The 19,507-nt window shown below is 42.6% G+C and carries 21 protein-coding genes; all 21 read left to right on the top strand.

Going from position 1 to position 19,507, the window contains the following annotated elements:
• The first annotated feature begins 115 nt into the window (after positions 1–115).
• The 21 genes from AR328_RS14880 (at position 116) to AR328_RS14985 (ending at position 19,502) form a co-directional block, all read left to right on the top strand.
• Complete coding sequence (locus AR328_RS14880; RefSeq protein WP_066296772.1) at positions 116–337, top strand: AtpZ/AtpI family protein; 222 nt, start codon at positions 116–118, stop codon at positions 335–337.
• A gap of 6 nt (positions 338–343) precedes the next feature.
• The gene (locus tag AR328_RS14885; protein WP_066296774.1) at positions 344–718 is read left to right on the top strand and encodes an ATP synthase subunit I; all 375 of its coding nucleotides are present in this window, start codon (positions 344–346) and stop codon (positions 716–718) included.
• A gap of 23 nt (positions 719–741) precedes the next feature.
• Positions 742–1,455: a F0F1 ATP synthase subunit A gene (atpB, locus tag AR328_RS14890; RefSeq protein ID WP_066296776.1), complete on the top strand. Its 714-nt coding sequence runs from the start codon at positions 742–744 to the stop codon at positions 1,453–1,455.
• 78 nt (positions 1,456–1,533) lie between these two features.
• Positions 1,534–1,746, top strand: coding sequence for a F0F1 ATP synthase subunit C (gene atpE, locus AR328_RS14895; RefSeq protein ID WP_019153961.1), 213 nt, complete (start codon positions 1,534–1,536; stop codon positions 1,744–1,746).
• Positions 1,747–1,878: 132 nt separating this feature from the next.
• Positions 1,879–2,391 carry a F0F1 ATP synthase subunit B gene (atpF, locus tag AR328_RS14900; RefSeq protein WP_066296778.1) on the top strand — a complete coding sequence of 171 codons (513 nt, stop codon included), beginning with the start codon at positions 1,879–1,881 and terminating at the stop codon, positions 2,389–2,391.
• Positions 2,388–2,924, top strand: coding sequence for a F0F1 ATP synthase subunit delta (locus tag AR328_RS14905; RefSeq protein WP_066296781.1), 537 nt, complete (start codon positions 2,388–2,390; stop codon positions 2,922–2,924). The genes atpF and AR328_RS14905 overlap by 4 nt, the downstream gene beginning before the upstream one ends.
• A 24-nt stretch (positions 2,925–2,948) precedes the next feature.
• A complete protein-coding gene (gene atpA / locus AR328_RS14910; protein ID WP_066296785.1) occupies positions 2,949–4,460 on the top strand; it encodes a F0F1 ATP synthase subunit alpha in 1,512 nt (503 codons plus the stop codon).
• A 103-nt stretch (positions 4,461–4,563) separates the two neighbouring features.
• Positions 4,564–5,421, top strand: a complete 858-nt coding sequence (locus AR328_RS14915; protein ID WP_066296791.1) for a F0F1 ATP synthase subunit gamma — start codon at positions 4,564–4,566, stop codon at positions 5,419–5,421.
• 99 nt (positions 5,422–5,520) lie between these two features.
• The gene (atpD, locus tag AR328_RS14920; RefSeq protein ID WP_066296795.1) at positions 5,521–6,942 is read left to right on the top strand and encodes a F0F1 ATP synthase subunit beta; all 1,422 of its coding nucleotides are present in this window, start codon (positions 5,521–5,523) and stop codon (positions 6,940–6,942) included.
• A gap of 22 nt (positions 6,943–6,964) precedes the next feature.
• The gene (locus AR328_RS14925; protein ID WP_066296801.1) at positions 6,965–7,372 is read left to right on the top strand and encodes a F0F1 ATP synthase subunit epsilon; all 408 of its coding nucleotides are present in this window, start codon (positions 6,965–6,967) and stop codon (positions 7,370–7,372) included.
• 888 nt (positions 7,373–8,260) lie between these two features.
• Entirely contained in the window at positions 8,261–9,169 is a 909-nt protein-coding gene (locus AR328_RS14930) for a nuclease-related domain-containing protein (RefSeq protein WP_066296808.1), read from the top strand.
• A 1,102-nt stretch (positions 9,170–10,271) separates the two neighbouring features.
• Entirely contained in the window at positions 10,272–10,646 is a 375-nt protein-coding gene (locus AR328_RS14940; RefSeq protein ID WP_066296820.1) for an NADH-quinone oxidoreductase subunit A, read from the top strand.
• Positions 10,637–11,149: a NuoB/complex I 20 kDa subunit family protein gene (locus tag AR328_RS14945; protein ID WP_066296822.1), complete on the top strand. Its 513-nt coding sequence runs from the start codon at positions 10,637–10,639 to the stop codon at positions 11,147–11,149. The genes AR328_RS14940 and AR328_RS14945 overlap by 10 nt, the downstream gene beginning before the upstream one ends.
• Before the next feature lie 3 nt (positions 11,150–11,152).
• Positions 11,153–12,535, top strand: a complete 1,383-nt coding sequence (locus AR328_RS14950) for an NADH-quinone oxidoreductase subunit C (protein ID WP_066296830.1) — start codon at positions 11,153–11,155, stop codon at positions 12,533–12,535.
• A 3-nt stretch (positions 12,536–12,538) separates the two neighbouring features.
• Entirely contained in the window at positions 12,539–13,639 is a 1,101-nt protein-coding gene (locus AR328_RS14955; RefSeq protein WP_066296832.1) for an NADH-quinone oxidoreductase subunit D, read from the top strand.
• Positions 13,639–14,646, top strand: coding sequence for an NADH-quinone oxidoreductase subunit NuoH (gene nuoH, locus AR328_RS14960; protein WP_066296836.1), 1,008 nt, complete (start codon positions 13,639–13,641; stop codon positions 14,644–14,646). The genes AR328_RS14955 and nuoH overlap by 1 nt, the downstream gene beginning before the upstream one ends.
• Before the next feature lie 39 nt (positions 14,647–14,685).
• Complete coding sequence (gene nuoI, locus AR328_RS14965) at positions 14,686–15,105, top strand: NADH-quinone oxidoreductase subunit NuoI (RefSeq protein ID WP_066296838.1); 420 nt, start codon at positions 14,686–14,688, stop codon at positions 15,103–15,105.
• Complete coding sequence (locus AR328_RS14970) at positions 15,102–15,623, top strand: NADH-quinone oxidoreductase subunit J (protein WP_066296841.1); 522 nt, start codon at positions 15,102–15,104, stop codon at positions 15,621–15,623. Before nuoI ends, AR328_RS14970 begins: the two co-directional genes overlap by 4 nt.
• Positions 15,620–15,934 carry an NADH-quinone oxidoreductase subunit NuoK gene (nuoK, locus tag AR328_RS14975; protein ID WP_066296844.1) on the top strand — a complete coding sequence of 105 codons (315 nt, stop codon included), beginning with the start codon at positions 15,620–15,622 and terminating at the stop codon, positions 15,932–15,934. The genes AR328_RS14970 and nuoK overlap by 4 nt, the downstream gene beginning before the upstream one ends.
• A gap of 197 nt (positions 15,935–16,131) precedes the next feature.
• Entirely contained in the window at positions 16,132–17,994 is a 1,863-nt protein-coding gene (gene nuoL / locus AR328_RS14980) for an NADH-quinone oxidoreductase subunit L (protein WP_066296847.1), read from the top strand.
• A complete protein-coding gene (locus AR328_RS14985) occupies positions 17,991–19,502 on the top strand; it encodes a complex I subunit 4 family protein (RefSeq protein WP_066296849.1) in 1,512 nt (503 codons plus the stop codon). The genes nuoL and AR328_RS14985 overlap by 4 nt, the downstream gene beginning before the upstream one ends.
• Positions 19,503–19,507: the final 5 nt, after the last annotated feature.

Below are 19,507 nucleotides of genomic sequence, written 5' to 3' on the forward strand. Positions count from 1 at the left end.
ACAAAGGGTGTAAATGGCAGGGTTTTCAAAATGAAAAAACAGTCATGAAACCCGTTATACTTGACTTTTTTAGTAATCCGCTTACCGTTCTCTTATGTGGAGAGGATGCGTTTTTATGCGTCAAAAAAACCGTAATCCATTTATCGCAATGGGGTTAATGTCTGCTATTCTTTCACAATTAGTCGGATCTGTCTTAATTGGTATTTTTGCAGGAAGATGGCTAGACAGTAAGGTGAGTACTGAACCGCTATTCCTTATTATAGGATTATTTCTTGGCTTGGCAACAGGAGTTTTTGCTATGACTAGACTAATCCAACATTTTTTTACAGGAGAATAAGAGACCATGCCGGAATTTAAAGTGATGTTTATCAGGCAACGAAAATACATATTTTTATTGTTGTCCGTTTATGTTCTTGGCTGGGGTTTTACCTCTTATCAATCTATTTTCCTAGGACTTATTTTAGGAACAGTCTTAAGCTTATTTAATTTATGGCTGATGACGAGAAGGGTTGATAAGTTCGGACAAGCGGTGACAAAGGGAGAAAAGGTGCGTTCCTTAGGGATGGTCTCCAGGATGGCATCGGCCGTTTTAGCGGTGATGATTGCCATGAAATATCCGGAAAAGCTGCACCTGATTAGCGTGGTTTTTGGATTAATGACAGCTTATATTGTCATTATGATAGATTATTTTCTTCAATCTTTTCATTTACGTAAATAGTGGGGAAGAGAGGTGAAACACATATGCATCATGAAGCTCCTATACGTGAGTTTATGGGCTTATCATTTAACTTGGCAAACGTTTTGATGATCACAATTGCAAGTGCTGTTGTCTTCATTATTGCCCTTCTTTCCACCCGTCGTTTAGCCATGAAACCAACCGGAATGCAAAACTTCTTCGAGTGGATCATGGATTTTGTCAAAGGAATTGTCAATAGTACGATGGATTGGAAAACAGGTGGCAGATTCCACATTTTAGGAATCACTTTACTTATGTATATCGCTATATCCAACTTTTTAGGGCTTCCGTTCTCAGTTGTCATTGATAATACTTTATGGTGGAAATCACCTACAGCTGATCCGGTCATTACCCTGACTTTAGCAACGATGGTTGTTGCTCTCTCACATTATTATGGCATTAAAATCAAAGGCGCTAAGGAATACGGCCGTGACTTTTTCAAACCAATGCCGTTCTTATTTCCTCTTAAAATCATTGAGGAATTTGCCAATACCTTGACACTTGGTTTACGTCTTTACGGTAACATTTTTGCGGGTGAGATTTTACTTGGTCTCCTTGCTGGCGGCTTAGCTGCTTCAGGATTTGGCGGCATGTTAGCTGCCGTTATTCCAACACTTGCATGGCAAGGATTCTCAATCTTTGTCGGCGGTATCCAGGCATTTATCTTTACTATGTTGACAATGGTTTATTTAGCTCACAAAGTGAGCTCGGACCATTAATATATATACCTGTTCATTATATGAACAAACACGAATAAACAAAAAAATATTTATACAATTTTAAGGAGGAACTTAATAATGGGTCTTATAGCAGCAGCAATCGCAATCGGTTTAGCAGCACTAGGTGCCGGTATCGGTAACGGTCTTATCGTTTCAAGAACAGTAGAAGGTATCGCACGTCAGCCAGAAGCTCGTGGTATGCTTCAAACAACAATGTTCATCGGGGTTGCGTTAGTAGAGGCGATTCCTATTATCGCGGTTGTTATCGCATTCATGGTTATTGGTGGTTAATAACTGGTAAAAAATGTTCCAAAATGGCGAAGATCATTCTATGAGAACCTTCGCCTTTCCTTTATGTCAATATTCCTGAAAAGATTTATATACACAGAAACTTGAGAGACTCTTGAAGGGAGTGAATCGATTGTGTTAACTAGCGGTTTAGTATTAGGAGTTGCTTTTAACGGCGGAGATATTTTATTCCAGCTTGTAATGTTTATCGTTTTAATGGCTCTGCTCAAGAAGTTTGCTTGGGGCCCTTTAATGGGCATCATGAAGCAGCGTGAAGAGCATGTAGCAGGTGAAATTGAAGCAGCTGAACAAAGCCGTCAAGAAGCGAAGAAGCTTCTAGAAGAGCAAAGAAGTCTGCTTAAACAAGCACGTGAAGAAGCACAAGGTCTGATTGAAAGCGCGAAGAAGCAAGGCGATATTCAGCGTGAGGAAATCATTACTGCGGCTCGTTCAGAATCTGAGCGCATTAAGGAATCTGCTAAGCTTGAAATCGATCAGCAAAAAGAAAAAGCAGTTGCAGCTATTCGCGAACAGGTTGCTTCTCTGTCTGTCTTAATTGCATCTAAAGTGATTGAGAAGGAATTAAGCACAGAAGACCAAGATAAGCTTATTAACGAATATATTCAAGAGGCAGGAGAAGTGCGATGATAAGCTCCACAGTAGCAAAGCGCTACGCGTTGGCTCTTTTCCAGCTTGCAAATGAACACCAGCTTCTTGATCAAATAGAAGAAGAGCTTCGTGTAGTTAGGAAAGTAGTAAACCATAACTCCGACTTAAATGCGGTTTTGAAATCTCCTAAGCTTCCACTTGAGAAGAAGAAAGAGATGATTAAAGATGCTTTTGCATCTGCAAACCAATATGTTTTGAACACACTTATGATTTTAATAGAGCGTCATCGTGAAGATCATATTTCCGATGTGGCTGATTACTTTATAAGCCTTGCTAATGATGAAAGAGGCATTGCAGAAGCGACTGTTTATTCCATTCGCCCGTTATCTGGGGCAGAAAAAGAAGCTTTATCTGTATCTTTTGCAGCTAGGGTTGGAAAGCAATCACTTCGTATTGAAAATATTATAGATTCTAATTTACTCGGCGGCATCAAGCTTCGAATCGGAAACCGGATTTTCGACGGCAGCTTGCGCGGTAAGCTAGATCGTCTAGAACGTCAATTATTAGGCTAAGATTCGTAGATAGGGGTGAAACTCATGAGCATCAAAGCTGAAGAAATCAGTGCGCTGATAAAAAAGCAAATCGAAAACTATCAGTCGGAAATTCAAGTGAGTGATGTAGGTACGGTTATCTCTGTGGGTGACGGTATCGCTCGTGCTCATGGCCTCGACAATGTCATGGCTGGAGAACTTGTTGAATTTTCAAACGGCGTTATGGGTATGGCACAAAACCTTGAAGAAAATAACGTCGGTATCATTATTCTTGGACCTTTCACAGAAATTCGTGAAGGCGATGAAGTACGCCGTACAGGACGCATCATGGAGGTTCCGGTTGGAGAAGGATTAATCGGACGCGTGGTAAATCCACTTGGACAGCCTGTCGATGGCATGGGTCCAATTAACACAACGAAAACTCGTCCTATTGAAGCGAATGCTCCTGGTGTTATGGATCGTAAATCTGTACACGAGCCGCTTCAAACGGGAATTAAAGCGATTGACGCATTAGTGCCAATCGGACGCGGACAGCGTGAGTTAATCATCGGTGACCGTCAAACTGGTAAAACATCTGTTGCAATCGATACAATCCTTAACCAAAGAGATCAAAACATGGTTTGTATCTATGTGGCAATCGGACAAAAGGAATCTACTGTTCGTAATGCAGTAGAAATGCTTCGCAGAAATGGTGCATTAGATTACACAATCATTGTAACAGCTTCTGCATCACAGCCTGCTCCATTATTATTCTTAGCTCCTTATGCTGGGGTAACAATGGGTGAAGAGTTCATGTACAACGGCAAGCACGTTCTTGTTGTGTATGATGACTTAACGAAACAAGCATCTGCTTACCGTGAGCTTTCCTTATTATTACGCCGTCCTCCAGGTCGTGAAGCGTATCCAGGGGATGTATTCTACTTGCACAGCCGTCTGTTAGAGCGTGCTGCAAAATTAAGTGATGCAAAAGGTGCTGGTTCAATCACAGCATTGCCATTTATCGAAACTCAAGCAGGTGACGTTTCTGCTTATATCCCAACAAACGTTATTTCCATTACTGATGGACAAATCTTCTTACAGTCAGATCTATTCTTCTCCGGTGTACGTCCGGCGATCAACGCAGGTCTTTCTGTATCACGTGTAGGTGGATCCGCACAAATCAAAGCGATGAAAAAGGTTGCAGGAACACTGCGTCTTGACCTTGCTTCTTACCGTGAGCTAGAATCATTTGCCCAATTCGGTTCTGACCTTGATAAAGCAACACAAGCGAAATTAAATCGTGGTGCCCGTACAGTTGAGGTTCTTAAGCAGGATCTGAACAAGCCGTTAAAAGTTGAGAAGCAAGTTGCAATTCTTTACGCACTTACTCGCGGCTTCCTAGATGATATTCCTGTACATGATATTCGTCGTTTCGAATCTGAGTTCCATGCATGGTTAGACCATAACCGCAAAGATTTGTTAGACCATATCGTTACAACTAAGGATCTTCCTGCAGATGACGATATGGGTGCTGCAATTAATGAATTTAAGAAAACATTCGCAGCATCTGAAAAATAGAATTTCTCTATTATAGGGGTCTGACATTAGGAAAGCAGAAAGTGCCCAGAAATTCCTGGGTGCTCTCTGCTGGACATTCTTTGAAAAAGGGTGGTGAGAACCTGTGGCATCATTACGTGATATAAAAACTCGTATTACTTCTACGAAGAAAACGAGCCAAATTACAAAAGCAATGCAAATGGTATCTGCTGCGAAAATGAGCCGTGCAGAAATGAATGCAAAATCATTCGTTCCCTACATGGAAAAAATTCAAGAGGTTACTGCCTCCATCGCAGTTGGAAGCAAGGATTCAAATCATCCAATGCTGACAAGCCGACCAGTGAAGAAAACAGGCTACCTAGTCATCACATCAGATCGTGGTCTTGCTGGAGCTTTTAACAGTAACGTTTTAAGGCATGTATACCAAACGATAAATCAGCGCCATAAATCTAATGATGAATATGCAATCATTGCCATCGGCCGTAATGGACGTGACTTCTTTAGAAAGCGCGGCATGAATGTCATTCTTGACATTGTAGCTGTTGCCGATCAGCCTGAATTTGCTGAGATTAAGGATATTACGAGCAAAACGGTTGGCATGTTTACGGATGAAACATTTGATGAATTATATATGTACTATAACCACTACGTCAGTGCAATTCAACAAGATGTAACCGAGAAGAAGCTGCTTCCATTAACGGATATTTCAACTTCAACAAAGCTTACATCTTATGAATTTGAACCGTCAGCAGAAGAAATTCTAGAAGTATTGCTCCCACAATATGCAGAAAGCTTAATTTACGGAGCCCTTTTAGATAGTAAAGCTTCTGAGCATGCCGCAAGGATGACGGCTATGAAGAGTGCCACGGATAATGCGAACGAGCTTATTAAATCTCTAAGCCTAAGCTACAACCGTGCTCGTCAAGCAGCTATTACGCAAGAGATCACAGAGATCGTTGGCGGGGCAGCTGCACTAGAGTAATAATACAATACTTTCTTAACATAAATATATTTGGCATCTGCTCCCGAATTTTAAGTTTGGGTAAGGCGCCAACGCATTTCTTTATTAGGAGGGAAAAAGATGAACAAAGGACGCGTTCTTCAAGTTATGGGTCCGGTTGTTGACGTAAAGTTCGAAAGCGGTCAGCTTCCTGAGATCTATAATGCATTGACAATCGTAAATCAAGCGCGTAACGAATCTGAAGTTGCCATCAACTTAACCCTTGAAGTTGCTCTTCATTTAGGTGATGATACTGTTCGTACCATTGCGATGTCTTCAACTGACGGCTTAACGCGCGGCAGTGAAGTAGTAGATACGGGTGCTCCTATTTCTGTTCCTGTTGGGGACGTAACTCTTGGTCGTGTATTTAACGTATTAGGTGATAATATTGACCTTGACGCACCAATCCCTGCAGAAGCACGTCGCGACTCCATTCACAGAGAAGCGCCGAAATTCGAGCAGCTTTCAACTGAGGTTGAAATTCTTGAAACTGGAATTAAAGTAGTAGACCTTCTTGCACCATATATTAAAGGTGGAAAAATCGGTCTATTCGGTGGTGCCGGTGTAGGTAAAACCGTTTTAATCCAGGAGTTAATCAATAACATCGCTCAAGAGCACGGCGGTATTTCCGTATTCGCTGGTGTAGGTGAGCGTACTCGTGAAGGAAACGACCTTTATCATGAAATGACAGATTCAGGCGTTATTAAGAAAACAGCGATGGTATTCGGTCAGATGAACGAACCGCCTGGCGCACGTATGCGTGTTGCTTTAACTGGTTTGACAATGGCTGAATATTTCCGTGATGATCAAGGACAAGATGTTCTTTTCTTCATGGATAACATCTTCCGTTTCACACAAGCAGGTTCTGAGGTTTCTGCCCTATTAGGCCGTATGCCTTCTGCGGTAGGTTACCAGCCCACTCTTGCTACTGAAATGGGTAAATTACAAGAGCGTATTACATCAACAAACGTTGGTTCTGTAACTTCGATCCAAGCGATCTACGTACCAGCCGATGACTATACGGATCCAGCTCCAGCAACAACTTTCGCTCACTTAGATGCTACAACGAACCTTGAGCGTAAGCTTTCTGAGATGGGTATCTATCCAGCTGTGGATCCGCTTGCTTCCACTTCTCGTGCATTGTCACCGGAAATTGTTGGAGAAGAGCACTATCATGTGGCAACACAAGTACAGCAAACATTACAGCGTTATAAAGAATTACAAGATATTATCGCAATCCTTGGTATGGATGAGCTTTCTGACGATGACAAGCTTATTGTTCAACGTGCGCGTCGTATCCAGTTCTTCTTATCGCAAAACTTCCACGTTGCTGAACAGTTTACTGGTCAGCCGGGTTCATACGTACCTGTTAAGGAAACTGTTAATGGTTTCAAGGAAATTCTTGAAGGAAAATATGACCACCTTCCAGAAGATGCTTTCCGTCTCGTCGGCCGTATCGAAGAGGTTATCGAGAAAGCAAAGAACATGGGCGTAGAGGTCTAATTTCGGTCCAGGAGGGTAAAAAATGAAGACGATTAAAGTCAGTGTTGTTACTCCCGATGGCCCGGTGTATGAATCAGATGTGGAAATGGTAAGCACAAAAGCTCAAAGCGGTGAGCTTGGAATTTTACCTGGCCATATACCAATGGTTGCACCGTTACAAATTGGAGCCGTCCGTTTAAAAAACGGCGGAAATACAGATTTCGTAGCAGTTAGCGGCGGCTTTCTTGAAGTTCGCCCTGACCAAGTCACGATTTTAGCACAATCAGCTGAACAAGCTGACAGCATTGATGTCGAGCGTGCCGTCCGCGCCAAAGAACGCGCTGAGCAACGCCTCAACGAACAAAAGCGCGACAACATCGACTTCAAACGAGCTGAACTTTCACTTCAACGTGCCATCAATCGTATCAAAGTTTCAGAAAAACATTTCTAAACATATTACCAAACACTCTTCAGCTGCGGCTGGGGGGTGTTTTTTGTTTTTGGGGGGAGAGGTTAATTTGTGGGGTCTTATAGTGCGTGTTTTAGTGGTGGAAGATGGAAAATGGTAACTATGGAGGGTTCATAGTGCGCGATTTGGTAGAGGGAGATGGAAAACGATAACTATGGAGGGTTCATAGTGTGCGTTTTGGTGGAGGGAGATGGAAAACGATAACTATGAATGGTCATAGTGCGTGTTTTGGTAGATGGGGATGGAAAATGGTAACTATGGAGGGTTCATAGTACGTGTTTTGGTGGAGAGAGATGGAAAACGGTAACTATGAATGGTTCATAGTGCGTGTTTTGGTGGAGGGGGATAGAAAATGGTAACTATGGAGGGTTCATAGTGCGTGTTTTGGTAGAGGTGGATGGAAAATGGTAACTATGAATGGTTCATAGTGCGTGTTTTGGTAGAAGGAGGTGGAAAACGATAACTATGGAGGATTCATGGTGCGCGTTTTGGTGGAGGGAGATGGAAAATGGTAACTATAAATGGTTCATAGTGCGTGTTTTGGTAGATGGGGATGGAAAACGGTAACTATGAAGAGTTCATAGTACGTGTTTTGATAGAGAGGGATGGAAAACGATAACTAGAATGGTTCATAGTGCGTAATTATAACTAGGTAATACTTGACAATTTTGTAAATCACTTTAATATTAAGACAGGCCTTCTTACCCCTCCGTAATAAAACCTCAAGTTAACATCACAATTATGCAGTGATCTTTTACCCAAATCCGTTGAAAATCTAATAATTGAAAGGAGTTGATGTATGTAGCTTGATAATGTACGTCTTTTTCTGAATCCTTATTAAAAAAGAGAATAAAGAATGGAGTGTAAAAAATGATACTTAGAACTCGCAAGGAATCAGTAGAATTATTGCTTCATAGATATTTAAATATTCGATCGAGCTTATCAGAAAAGGAGCAGAATTATTATTTAGGTCTTGAGAAGGGATATCAAGGTGAGCTAATGTTTGATGCTTTGTCGGCGCCCCTCTCAGCTAATTGGCTAATCATAAACGACTTAATGCTCGAATATAATCATTCCGTTTTTCAAATAGATACACTGCTAGCATCGGCAGAGAAAATATTAATTTTGGAAATAAAAAACTTTGAGGGTGATTTTTTTATCAAAAATGATAAGTGGTATACATTATCAAAAACGGAAATTACCAATCCTTTGGACCAGCTAAAACGAAGTGAATCATTACTCCGACGATTACTACTAAATTTAAATTTTAACATCCCCATCGAAACATGCCTCATTTTCGTTAACCCCGAATTTTATTTATATCAGGCACAAATAGACCTTCCTATTATTTATCCAACACAGCTTAATCGCTTTATAAAACAACTAAGCAAAAATCCAGCAAGATTTAAAGATAACCATTTAAAGCTTGCTAAACAATTAGTGTCCATGCATGTTGAGAAGTCACCATATTTTCGTTTACCCGAATATAGCTATGGCGAACTGGAAAAAGGAATCACCTGTGTATGCTGCCATTCGTTTAATTTGGAGCATAAAGGCAATGCGTTGGTTTGTAAGAAGTGTGGGCATACGGAGAAGGTACCCTCTACATTATTACGGGGAGTGGAGGAGTTTTCATTCCTTTTTCCAGATAGAAGAATTACCACTAATGGCATGCTGGAATGGTTTAAAATAATTGAATCTAAAGTAACCATGAGAAGGCTGCTCTCGCAAAACTTTAACCAAATGGGGCATGGGAAATACACTTATTATGTAAAATGATAATGCTTTTTATATTAGGGATAGCTAACGAGTGCTTATGGAGTGGGTTCGGGAGCTTGTTTAAGGAAAACACTAACTATAATAGGTTCAAAGTGCGTGTTTAGGGTCCCATTCATGTAAAACTCTAACTATGAGAGGTTCATGGTACGGGTTTAGTAGCTCGACCGCGAAAAACGCTCATCATGATAGGCTTATGGTGCTTGTTTGGGAGCCCATTCATGAAAAACACTTACTATGGGAGGTTCATGGTGCGTGTTTGGGAGCCCATTCATGAAAAACGCTTACTATGACAGACTCATGATGCGTATTTAGGAGATCATCCATTCAAAATGCTTACTATGAAATGTTCATAGATTGAGTTTAGCGGCTCTCCCATGGAAAATGCTTACCTATGAAGGTTCATCGGGCACTTTCGGTATTTCCCAATATGGGTCGCTTTTATAAAAATAAAAGCTTGGTTATTTTTAGGGGAGAAGTTTAATAAGAGTAGTATTAAGTAAGATTGTGGTTTTTGGGTGAAATTGAACATAGAGAAAGAGCTTGTAAATGATTTTTCTCACTGAAAATCTTGTTGTTTTCATGTTTAATGGATAGTGGGAAATAATCTGGGGTGGGTTTTTTATGGGGGGGTTGGAGTTTTTCTGAAAAAATTAATTCTGGAAATTCTCTGTGTTAGCGGTGCTGGCGCACTATTAAGCCGTGAGCTTTTTTAGGATAAAGAAAAAGTTCCTCCTTTATTAAATTATGTAGTTCGCAGTTCGCATTTGCGTCATCTTTGATGTAAGCCAGGGAAGCTAATCCAGGGGATGACGCAAATGCTCAGGGGGTGGGATTTGTGTCGATAACGGAGGTGGCTTTCTGGAAATTCTCTCTTTGCGAGGTGCTTTCGCACCTCTGGCATCAGCTCCGCTGCTGCCCCCACAGAACAAAGCTTTTTCCGCTTATGAGAGCCCGCTCTCGGGCGCTGTAAAAGCTTTGTTCTGTGGGCCGGGAGAATTTCCAGTAAAGTTGGTGGGTTTATCGACACAAATTGGTAAGAGTGCTATAATGATTACGGTTACAACTGGGTAGAGAAAATTCATAATATTGGGGGGGATGAGACATGGAGATGCTAAATGTATATCAAAATAACTATTTGATCGTGTTTGTGTTCCTATGTCTTGGAATTTTGTTACCTGTGGTAGCTTTGTTTTTTGGGAAGCTGCTTCGGCCTCATAAGCCGCAAGAGACGAAGTATACCACGTACGAGAGCGGGATTGAGCCATTCCATGATTCACGGGTGCAGTTTAATGTCCGCTATTATATTTTTGCAATTATGTTTGTCATTTTTGATGTAGAAACGGTATTCCTATATCCGTGGGCAGTTGCTTATGAAAAACTCGGAATCTTTGCATTAATAGAAATGTTGATTTTCGTATGTATGCTTGTCATCGGTCTTATTTATGCATGGAAGAAGAAGGTGTTAAAATGGACTTAAAATTGGAAAATATCTCACCTGAAGAAATGGAAGAACTGCAGCGTAATGTATTTATGGCAACATTGGAACAAATAAAAGCTTGGGCACGGAGTAACTCATTATGGCCAATGACCTTCGGGCTTGCTTGTTGTGCCATTGAAATGATGGGTGTGGGCGGTGCTCACTACGATTTAGACCGTTTTGGCTCGTTTTTCCGGACATCCCCCAGACAGTCAGACGTTATGATTGTTTCTGGTACCGTTACGAAAAAAATGGCTCCGATTGTTCGCCGTTTGTATGATCAAATGCCAGAGCCGAAGTGGGTGATTGCGATGGGTTCCTGTGCAACAGCGGGAGGACCATATGTGAAATCCTACTCCGTTGTAAAAGGTGTTGACCAAATTGTTCCTGTTGATGTTTACATACCAGGATGTCCACCAAACCCGGCAGCATTAATATATGGAATTAATAAATTAAAGGAAAAAATCCGCTACGAGGCTAAAACTGGGAAGAAGGTGATCTAACCTATGAGCGGGGAAAAAGATCTGGATCAGTTAAAAAAGGAGGCCGCCGCCAAAGCGAAAGCCGCCGCACTAGCGAAAATGAAAGCCAAACAAGAGGGCGAAGCGAAGGAAGAAACTCCAGCCGAAGACCTTGATATAGCGAAGCAAAAAGCTGCCGCCGCTGCCAAAGCCAAGGCTGCCGCGCTAGCAAAAATGAAAGCAAAAGAAGAGGGCGAAGCAAAGGAAGAAACTCCAGCTGAAGACCTTGATATAGCGAAGCAAAAAGCTGCTGCCGCTGCCAAAGCCAAGGCTGCCGCACTAGCAAAAATGAAAGCAAAAGAAGAGGGCGAAGCGAAGGAGGAAACTCCAGCTGAAGACCTTGATATAGCAAAGCAAAAAGCCGCTGCAGCCGCAAAAGCCAAGGCTGCCGCACTAGCGAAAATGAAAGCCAAACAAGAGGGCGAAGCAAAGGAAGAAACTCCAGCTGAAGACCTTGATATAGCGAAGCAAAAAGCCGCCGCCGCAGCCAAAGCGAAGGCTGCTGCTGCAGCAGCTAAGGCGAAAGCTGCAGCATTGGCAAAGCAATCGGAAGAAGCACCAGCCGGTGACGATGAGAAGGCGAAAGCGATTGCAGCCGCGAAGGCAAAGGCCGCAGCCGCAGCTAAAGCGAAAGCCGCTGCACTGGCAAAGCAATCAGGAGAAGCCCCGGCCGGTGATGATGAAAAGGCGAAAGCAATTGCAGCCGCCAAAGCAAAAGCTGCCGCAGCCGCAGCCGCAAAAGCCAAGGCCGCAGCTGGTGCTGGAGCAGGTGACGACGAAAAAGCGAAGGCGATCGCCGCTGCCAAAGCAAAAGCCGCCGCCGCAGCAGCCGCGAAGGCAAAAGCAGGTGGGAAAGCCGCAGCTGAGCCTGCAGAGGAAAAGAAACCATCACCAAATCAGCCATATCTCGATAAGTATGTAAAGGTTACCTCTGAGCACCTCGGTCAAGATGTGCTGGAAGATTACTATATCAATAGTTTATCCAAAGATGTCCCAACATTAGTGGCGAAGAAAGAATCCTACTACAAGCTTGCTGAATTTCTTAAATACAATGAGCAGCTTGGGTTTGATTACTTATCTGAAATTCATGGGACAGATTTTGAAACACATATGGAAGTGTATGTTCACCTGTTCTCATATAAGAACAGACAGTCAGTTGCGTTAAAAGTAAAGATTGAACGTGATGAACCAACCATTGATTCTCTGGCGCCATTATGGGCAGGGGCAAACTGGCCTGAGTGTGAAGCCTATGATCTTTTAGGGATTAAATTTACTGGACACCCGAATCTGCATCGGATTCTGCTTGGGGAAGATTGGATTGGCCATCCGTTAAGAAAAGATTATGAACCGTATGATGTGGAGGTGTAACCAGTGATACGTACTGAAGAAATGCTTTTAAACGTAGGTCCTCAGCATCCAAGTACGCACGGTGTATTTCGTCTCGTCGTCAAAATTGATGGGGAAATCATAAGGGAAGCGAAGCCAGTCATCGGTTATTTGCACCGCGGAACGGAAAAGCTGGCTGAAGATCTCCAATATACTCAGATCATCCCGTACACAGACCGAATGGATTATCTGTCAGCAATGACGAATAACTATGTCATCTGCCATGCCGTAGAAACGATGATGGGCATCGAGGTTCCAGAACGGGCGGAATTCCTGCGCGTAATGGCGATGGAGCTTGGCCGGATTGCGAGTCACCTAGTTTCATGGGGAACTTTTTTGCTAGACCTAGGGGCTACGAGTCCATTCATTTTTGCTTTCCGTGAACGTGAAATGATCATCAATATGCTGAACGAGCTTTCAGGCGCACGCTTAACCTTCAACTACATGCGTGTAGGCGGCGTGAAATGGGACGCACCAGAGGGCTGGGTTGACAAGGTAAAAGAATTTATTCCTTATATGCGTGAACAGCTGGTCGGCTACCATCAGCTTGTAACAGGAAATGAAATTTTCATGAACCGTGTTAAAGGAGTAGGCGTTTATACGAAGGAAGAGGCCATCCAATACTCATTAAGCGGGCCGACACTTCGCTGTACCGGCGTAAAATGGGATCTGCGCAAGGATGAGCCATATTCCATTTACGATCGCTTCGATTTTAACGTCATTACTCGTGAAGAAGGCGATGCATGGGCTCGTTATCACGTAAGATTAGCAGAAATCGAGGAATCTTTGAAAATTCTTGAACAGGCATGTGAACAATTCCCGGCTGAGGGAGAAATTATGGCCAAGGTTCCTAAGATTATTAAGGCTCCAAAAGGAGAAACCTTTGTCAGAATTGAATCTCCACGCGGAGAAATTGGCTGCTATATATACAGTGACGGGAAGAAAGAACCGTATCGCTTGAAATTCCGAAGACCGTCCTTCTATAATCTGCAAATTCTTCCTAAGCTGCTTGAAGGCGAAAACATGGCAAACATGGTTACAATTTTAGGAGGAATTGATATTGTCCTCGGGGAGGTGGACGGTTAATGGTAGAAGAATTATTGCATTCGAGTCCCGGATTATTAAATTTCGGTATTTTCTTCTTACTAGCCGTCGTTTTACTATTGGTGGTCCTAGGTTTTGTTACGTATGCAATCCTAGCAGAGCGTAAAGTTATGGGATATATGCAAATGCGCCATGGTCCGAACCAACTCGGTGGACGCTGGGGGTTATTACAAACAGTTGCTGACGTTCTCAAGCTGCTTTTAAAAGAAGATATCATTCCAAAGCTTGCAGACCGGCCGTTATTTATTTTAGCTCCTGTGATTGCGTTTGCACCGTCCTTTATGGTGCTTGCAGCCATTCCATTTACCGATAAATTTCAATTTGCTGATATCGGTGTAGGCCTGCTTTACTATATCGCCGTATCAGGAATCACTACTGTAGGAATTGTAACAGGAGCTTGGGCTTCTAACAATAAATATGCTCTCCTTGGAGGAATGCGTGCAGCGGCACAAATGATTTCTTATGAAATCCCGCTCGTCATGTCTGTTGTTGGGGTGATCCTCCTAACAGGAAGTATGAATTTAAATGACATCGTTGAAGCACAAAGAAATGGATGGTATATCATTTGGCAGCCAGTTGCGTTTATTGTCTTCTTTATTGCATCAGTTGCCGAATTAAACCGTGTGCCATTCGACTTGCCTGAATCAGAGTCGGAACTAATTTCCGGATTCATGATGGAATACTCTGGATTCCGCTATGCATTCTTTATGCTTGCTGAATACGTATATGCATTTGCCATGTCAGCGTTAACGACCGTATTATTCTTCGGTGGCTGGCTGCCGCTTCCATTCTTAGACTTTATTCCAGGTGCCATTTGGTTTGCGCTTAAATTCTCAGTGGTCTTCTTTATTCTGATTTGGTTCCGTTCCACGTTCCCGCGTGTGCGTGCAGACCAGTTGATGGAATTTGGCTGGAAGGTTCTCTTGCCAGTTGCGTTAGCGAATATTTTCTTAACCGCACTATTAAAAGAATTGCTAAAACTATTCTAAAAAAGCCTTACACTTTTAATATTCAAGGGGTGAAAAGACATGCTTGGATTAGCGAAAGGTTTATCATATACCCTAAAAAACTTGACCCGCAAAAAGGTCACATATGATTATCCGAATGAGCCGCTTCCGCTTCCAGACCGGTTCCGCGGAATTCAAAAATTCTATCCGGAGAAATGCATCGTTTGTAATCAGTGTGCGAACATTTGCCCGACTGAATGTATCCAGCTGACAGGTAAAAAGCATCCGGATCCGGCGAAAAAAGGAAAAATTATTGATACGTATGATATTAACTTTGAGATTTGTATTCTATGTGATTTATGCACAGAGGTTTGTCCAACAGAGGCCATTATTATGACGAATAACTTTGAACTGGCTGAGTACAGCCGGGATGAGCTGTTTAAAAACCTCGAATGGCTGGATGAAAATGATGAGAATATACGGAAGGAGAATAAAGCATGACGTTTTCAGGTGAATTTATTGCGTTTATGGCACTTGCCATCGTGGCAGTCATGGGCGGCGTGCTTTTATTAAACCTTTCCAATGTTGTGCATATGGTAGTGGCGCTAGTTTTTACTTTTATCAGCATTGCGGGGATTTTTGTTTTACTATCTGCTGAGTTTCTTGCTGCAGCCCAAATTCTGCTGTATTCCGGAGCCATTACAATCATTATGTTATTTGGAATTATGCTGACCCGTCATAACGATGTGAGTGAGCCAAAGACCGGTATCGTCCGAAGGGTATTACTGTTTTTGGGGGTTCTAGGCTTCGCATTTACGGTCTATATCGGTATTTACGGCCTTGATTTCGGTGATTTGCCAAATACGCTGCATGAAAATAATACAGAGCAAATTGGAGTGGCGCTATATTCCAAATACATCATTCCATTTGAATTAACCTCTGTTTTACTATTGGCAGCTCTGATTGGCGCAATCGTTTTAGCGAGGAAAGATGATGAGAAGGGAGCGGAGAAGGAATGAGCTCAGTTCCCGTTTCGGCGTATCTTGCCTTAGCGTTAATCTTATTCTGTATCGGATTATATGGCGCTTTAACGAAGAGGAATACAGTTATCGTCTTAATATCGATTGAGTTAATGCTAAATGCAGTCAATATCAATCTAGTGGCCTTCAGTAAATTTGGCGCGGCGCCTGCGATTACAGGTCAGATCTTCGCTTTATTTGTTATGACAGTTGCCGCAGCGGAAGTAGCTGTTGGGGTAGCGATCTTGATTGCCCTTTACCGCAATCGGAAAACCGTTAATATTGATGAAATCAACACATTGAAGCATTAATGAATGCTTTTGCACGAATAAAAGAGGCTGTTCGTTATACTAGTAAAATATTTTTCCGGGAAATAATGCGCTTTTATTGGAAATAAGTCATGTAACTATTTCCTTGCGCGAAAAAGTATAACCTGCTCTCAATCTAACACGCTGCACTTACAGACGGACAAAACTTACCAGCGTGTTCAAAAAAGGGGATTGTGATATTGATGGAGAATGCATGGATCATACCGCTTTTCCCGCTTTTATCGTTCTTATTCCTTGTCTTTTTCGGCAAACGGCTTAAGGATGCGAGTGCTTACATAGGAATTCTGCTTTCGCTTGCGTCTCTTGTCTACTCGTTGTTGGTGCTGTTTGAAAGATTTTCGTCACCAACCCATAAGGCAGAAGCTGTTTGGCTGACAATTGGGGATGTTCAGTTAACAGCGGGTTTTGAAGTAAACCAGTTAAATGCATTAATGCTAGTGATCGTCTCACTCGTCAGTTTCCTTGTTCACACGTATTCAAAGGGATATATGCACGGGGATGAGAGACTTCATGTTTACTATTCATATTTAGGCTTGTTTACCTTTGCAATGCTAGGGCTTGTTCTATCTCCTAACCTATTGCAAACGTATATTTTCTGGGAGCTTGTCGGCTTAGGCTCATTCCTATTGATTGGTTTCTACTTTTATAAAGACGAAGCAAAAAAGGCTGCGAAAAAGGCGTTTATCATGACGCGTATCGGGGATGTGGGCCTTTTAATCGGAATGATTCTCTTATTCTGGCAGGTTGGCAGCTTTGAATATGACGAAATCTTTGCGGCTGTTGCAGCTGGATCGGTTTCAACAACAATGATTACGTTAACAGCGATTTTGATTTTTATCGGAGCGATTGGGAAATCAGGTCAATTTCCGCTTCACACATGGCTTCCGGACGCGATGGAAGGGCCAACACCAGTTTCAGCGTTAATCCACGCCGCGACAATGGTCGCAGCAGGGGTTTATTTAGTAGCGGCTTTGTTCCCGCTTTTCACAGCAAGCGAAACCGCGCTCATGACTGTAGCTGTTATTGGAGCGATTACCGCGATTTTTGCGGCGAGCATTGGTCTTGTGCAAACGGATATTAAAAGAGTGCTAGCCTACTCAACCGTCAGCCAGCTCGGCTACATGATGCTGGCGCTTGGATCTGCCGGCTATGTAGCGGGTGTGTTCCACTTAATGACTCACGCTTTCTTTAAAGCATTGCTTTTCCTTGCTGCAGGAAGTGTCATCCATGCTGTTCATACACAGGATATTGAGAAAATGGGCGGACTATGGAAGAAGCTTCGTGTCACAGGTCCACTGTTCTTAATTGGAACATTGGCGATCAGCGGGGTTCCGTTATTTTCAGGATTTTTCAGTAAGGATGAAATTTTAATTGCTGCTTGGGCAAATGGCAATACAGTATTGTTCTGGCTTGCTGTTGTGGCTGCATTCTTTACAGCATTCTATATGTTCCGCCTGTTCTTCATGGTATTCTCGGGCGAATCGCGTAGCGATATGAGCCATGCGAAGGAGTCGCCAAGTGTGATGACCGTGCCGATGATGATTCTCGGAGTCCTTGCAGTCGTTGCAGGTTACGTCAATACACCATGGTTCGGAACGTTCCTTGGAGATTGGTTAGTAGACGGAAATCCAGCGCTCGGGCATGGACATATTGAAGGTCCTGCATGGATTATGATTGTCGCAACAGTTGTATCCTTGCTTGGTATTTTCCTAGCTTGGATGATTTACAGCAAGCGTTCACTATCACGTGACTGGCTTGGTGCTGAAACGATGTACAATATTTTATATAACAAATATTTTATCGATGAATTTTACGGGCTAACCGTCCTTAAGGTGACGAAGTTCTTCAGTATATTCCTTCGCTACATCGAAACCTTCCTTGTTGAAGGCGTTGTAAAAGGAGTATCTGGAACCGTGTTCGCACTTGGAAGACTAGGCTCAAAATTCCAAGATGGCCAAGTACAAAGATATGGAACGGTCGCTTTTGTAGGATTAGCTATTTTAGTAGTCGTATTTGCGGTAACAGGGGGGTATTTAAGATGAATATCGCTTATTTCTTATCAATCTTAGTATTTTCCCCTTTAGTTGGTGTTTTAGTTTTATCATTGATTCCGAACACAAAGGAATCTGTTATTAAAACGGTCGGTTTCCTAGCAACTCTGCCAGCATTAATTTTGTCACTTGTGGCATTTTTTCAATATCGTGCAGGTGTATCGCTAGCCGATATAAGCGAGAATGTGCGCTGGGTTCAGTTTGGCGATCCGAATCGCTTAGGAGATTTATTCTCGATTAATTACGAGCTTGGGGTAGATGGATTCTCCCTCATTATGATCGTGCTGACAGCGATTCTGTCCACTCTTGCAGCCATTGCTTCTATGTATATTAAAAAAGAATGGAAAGGCTATTTTATGCTGTTCCTTCTATTAGAAGTAGGAATGCTCGGTGTGTTCGCTGCCGAAAACTTAATTCTATTCTTCATCTTTTTCGAAATTACCTTAATTCCGACCTTCTTCCTGATTGGAAAATGGGGTTATTTTGAAAAAGAAAGAGCAGCCTTCAGCTTCTTAATTTATAACGGATTAGGATCTGCTGTGCTTCTCATTGTGATTATGGTGTTATTCTCCCGAACAGGAACGTCGAATATTGACGCACTGATGGCTATTTTGCATGCAGACGTCAATCATGCCGTTTTCTCGGAAGGGACTAAAATGGGCTTGCTTATTGCCTTGTTAATTGCTTTCGGTGTTAAGCTGCCAATCTTCCCGCTGCATAGCTGGATGGTTCGTGTTCACGTACAGGCATCTCCGTCCGTTGTTATGCTGCATGCGGGTATTTTGCTGAAAATCGGGGCATACGGGATCATTCGTTTTGGAATGGGAATCTTCCCAGAGCAGTTCCAGGAATTAGCAGTATTAATCGCTGTTCTCGGGGTTGTGAATCTGTTATACGGTGCATTCTTAGCCTTAATTCAGACAGATTTCAAAATGGTCCTAGCTTATTCATCTATTTCCCATATGGGAATTGTGTTAATTGGATTAGGAGCAATGAACGAGGCGGGAATTCAAGGAGCCATCTTCCAAGTGGTTTCCCATGGTTTGATTGCAGCACTTCTATTCTTCCTTGTTGGCGTATTTTACGAGCGTCTGGATACATCCATCATTCAAAATCTTGGCGGGTTGGCAAAGGGAATGCCGGTTACAGCTGGTTTCTTGCTAGCTGGAGCAATGGCTTCACTCGGTATGCCAGGTATGTCCGGATTTGTGAGTGAATTTATGGCGTTCCTTGGCCTATTTAAAGAAATGCCAGTTTTAGCAGCGGTAGGGGCACTGGGGATTATTTTGACAGCTGTTTACCTGCTTCGCGCAGTTCTTGGCATTACTTATGGAAAAGCCCATCGCGAATTTGCCGGTGTAACTGATCTTCGCGGAAGAGAATGGGTTCCAGCTTTAGTTTTACTAGCGATTATTGTGTTAATTGGTGTGTACCCAAGTGTACTAAGCGAACCGCTAACTTCCACACTTGAAACGATTATGCTTGGGATAGGAGGGTGATGAAG

This window comes from Bacillus sp. FJAT-29937, from assembly GCF_001509555.1.
GTDB lineage: Bacteria > Bacillota > Bacilli > Bacillales > Cytobacillaceae > Cytobacillus.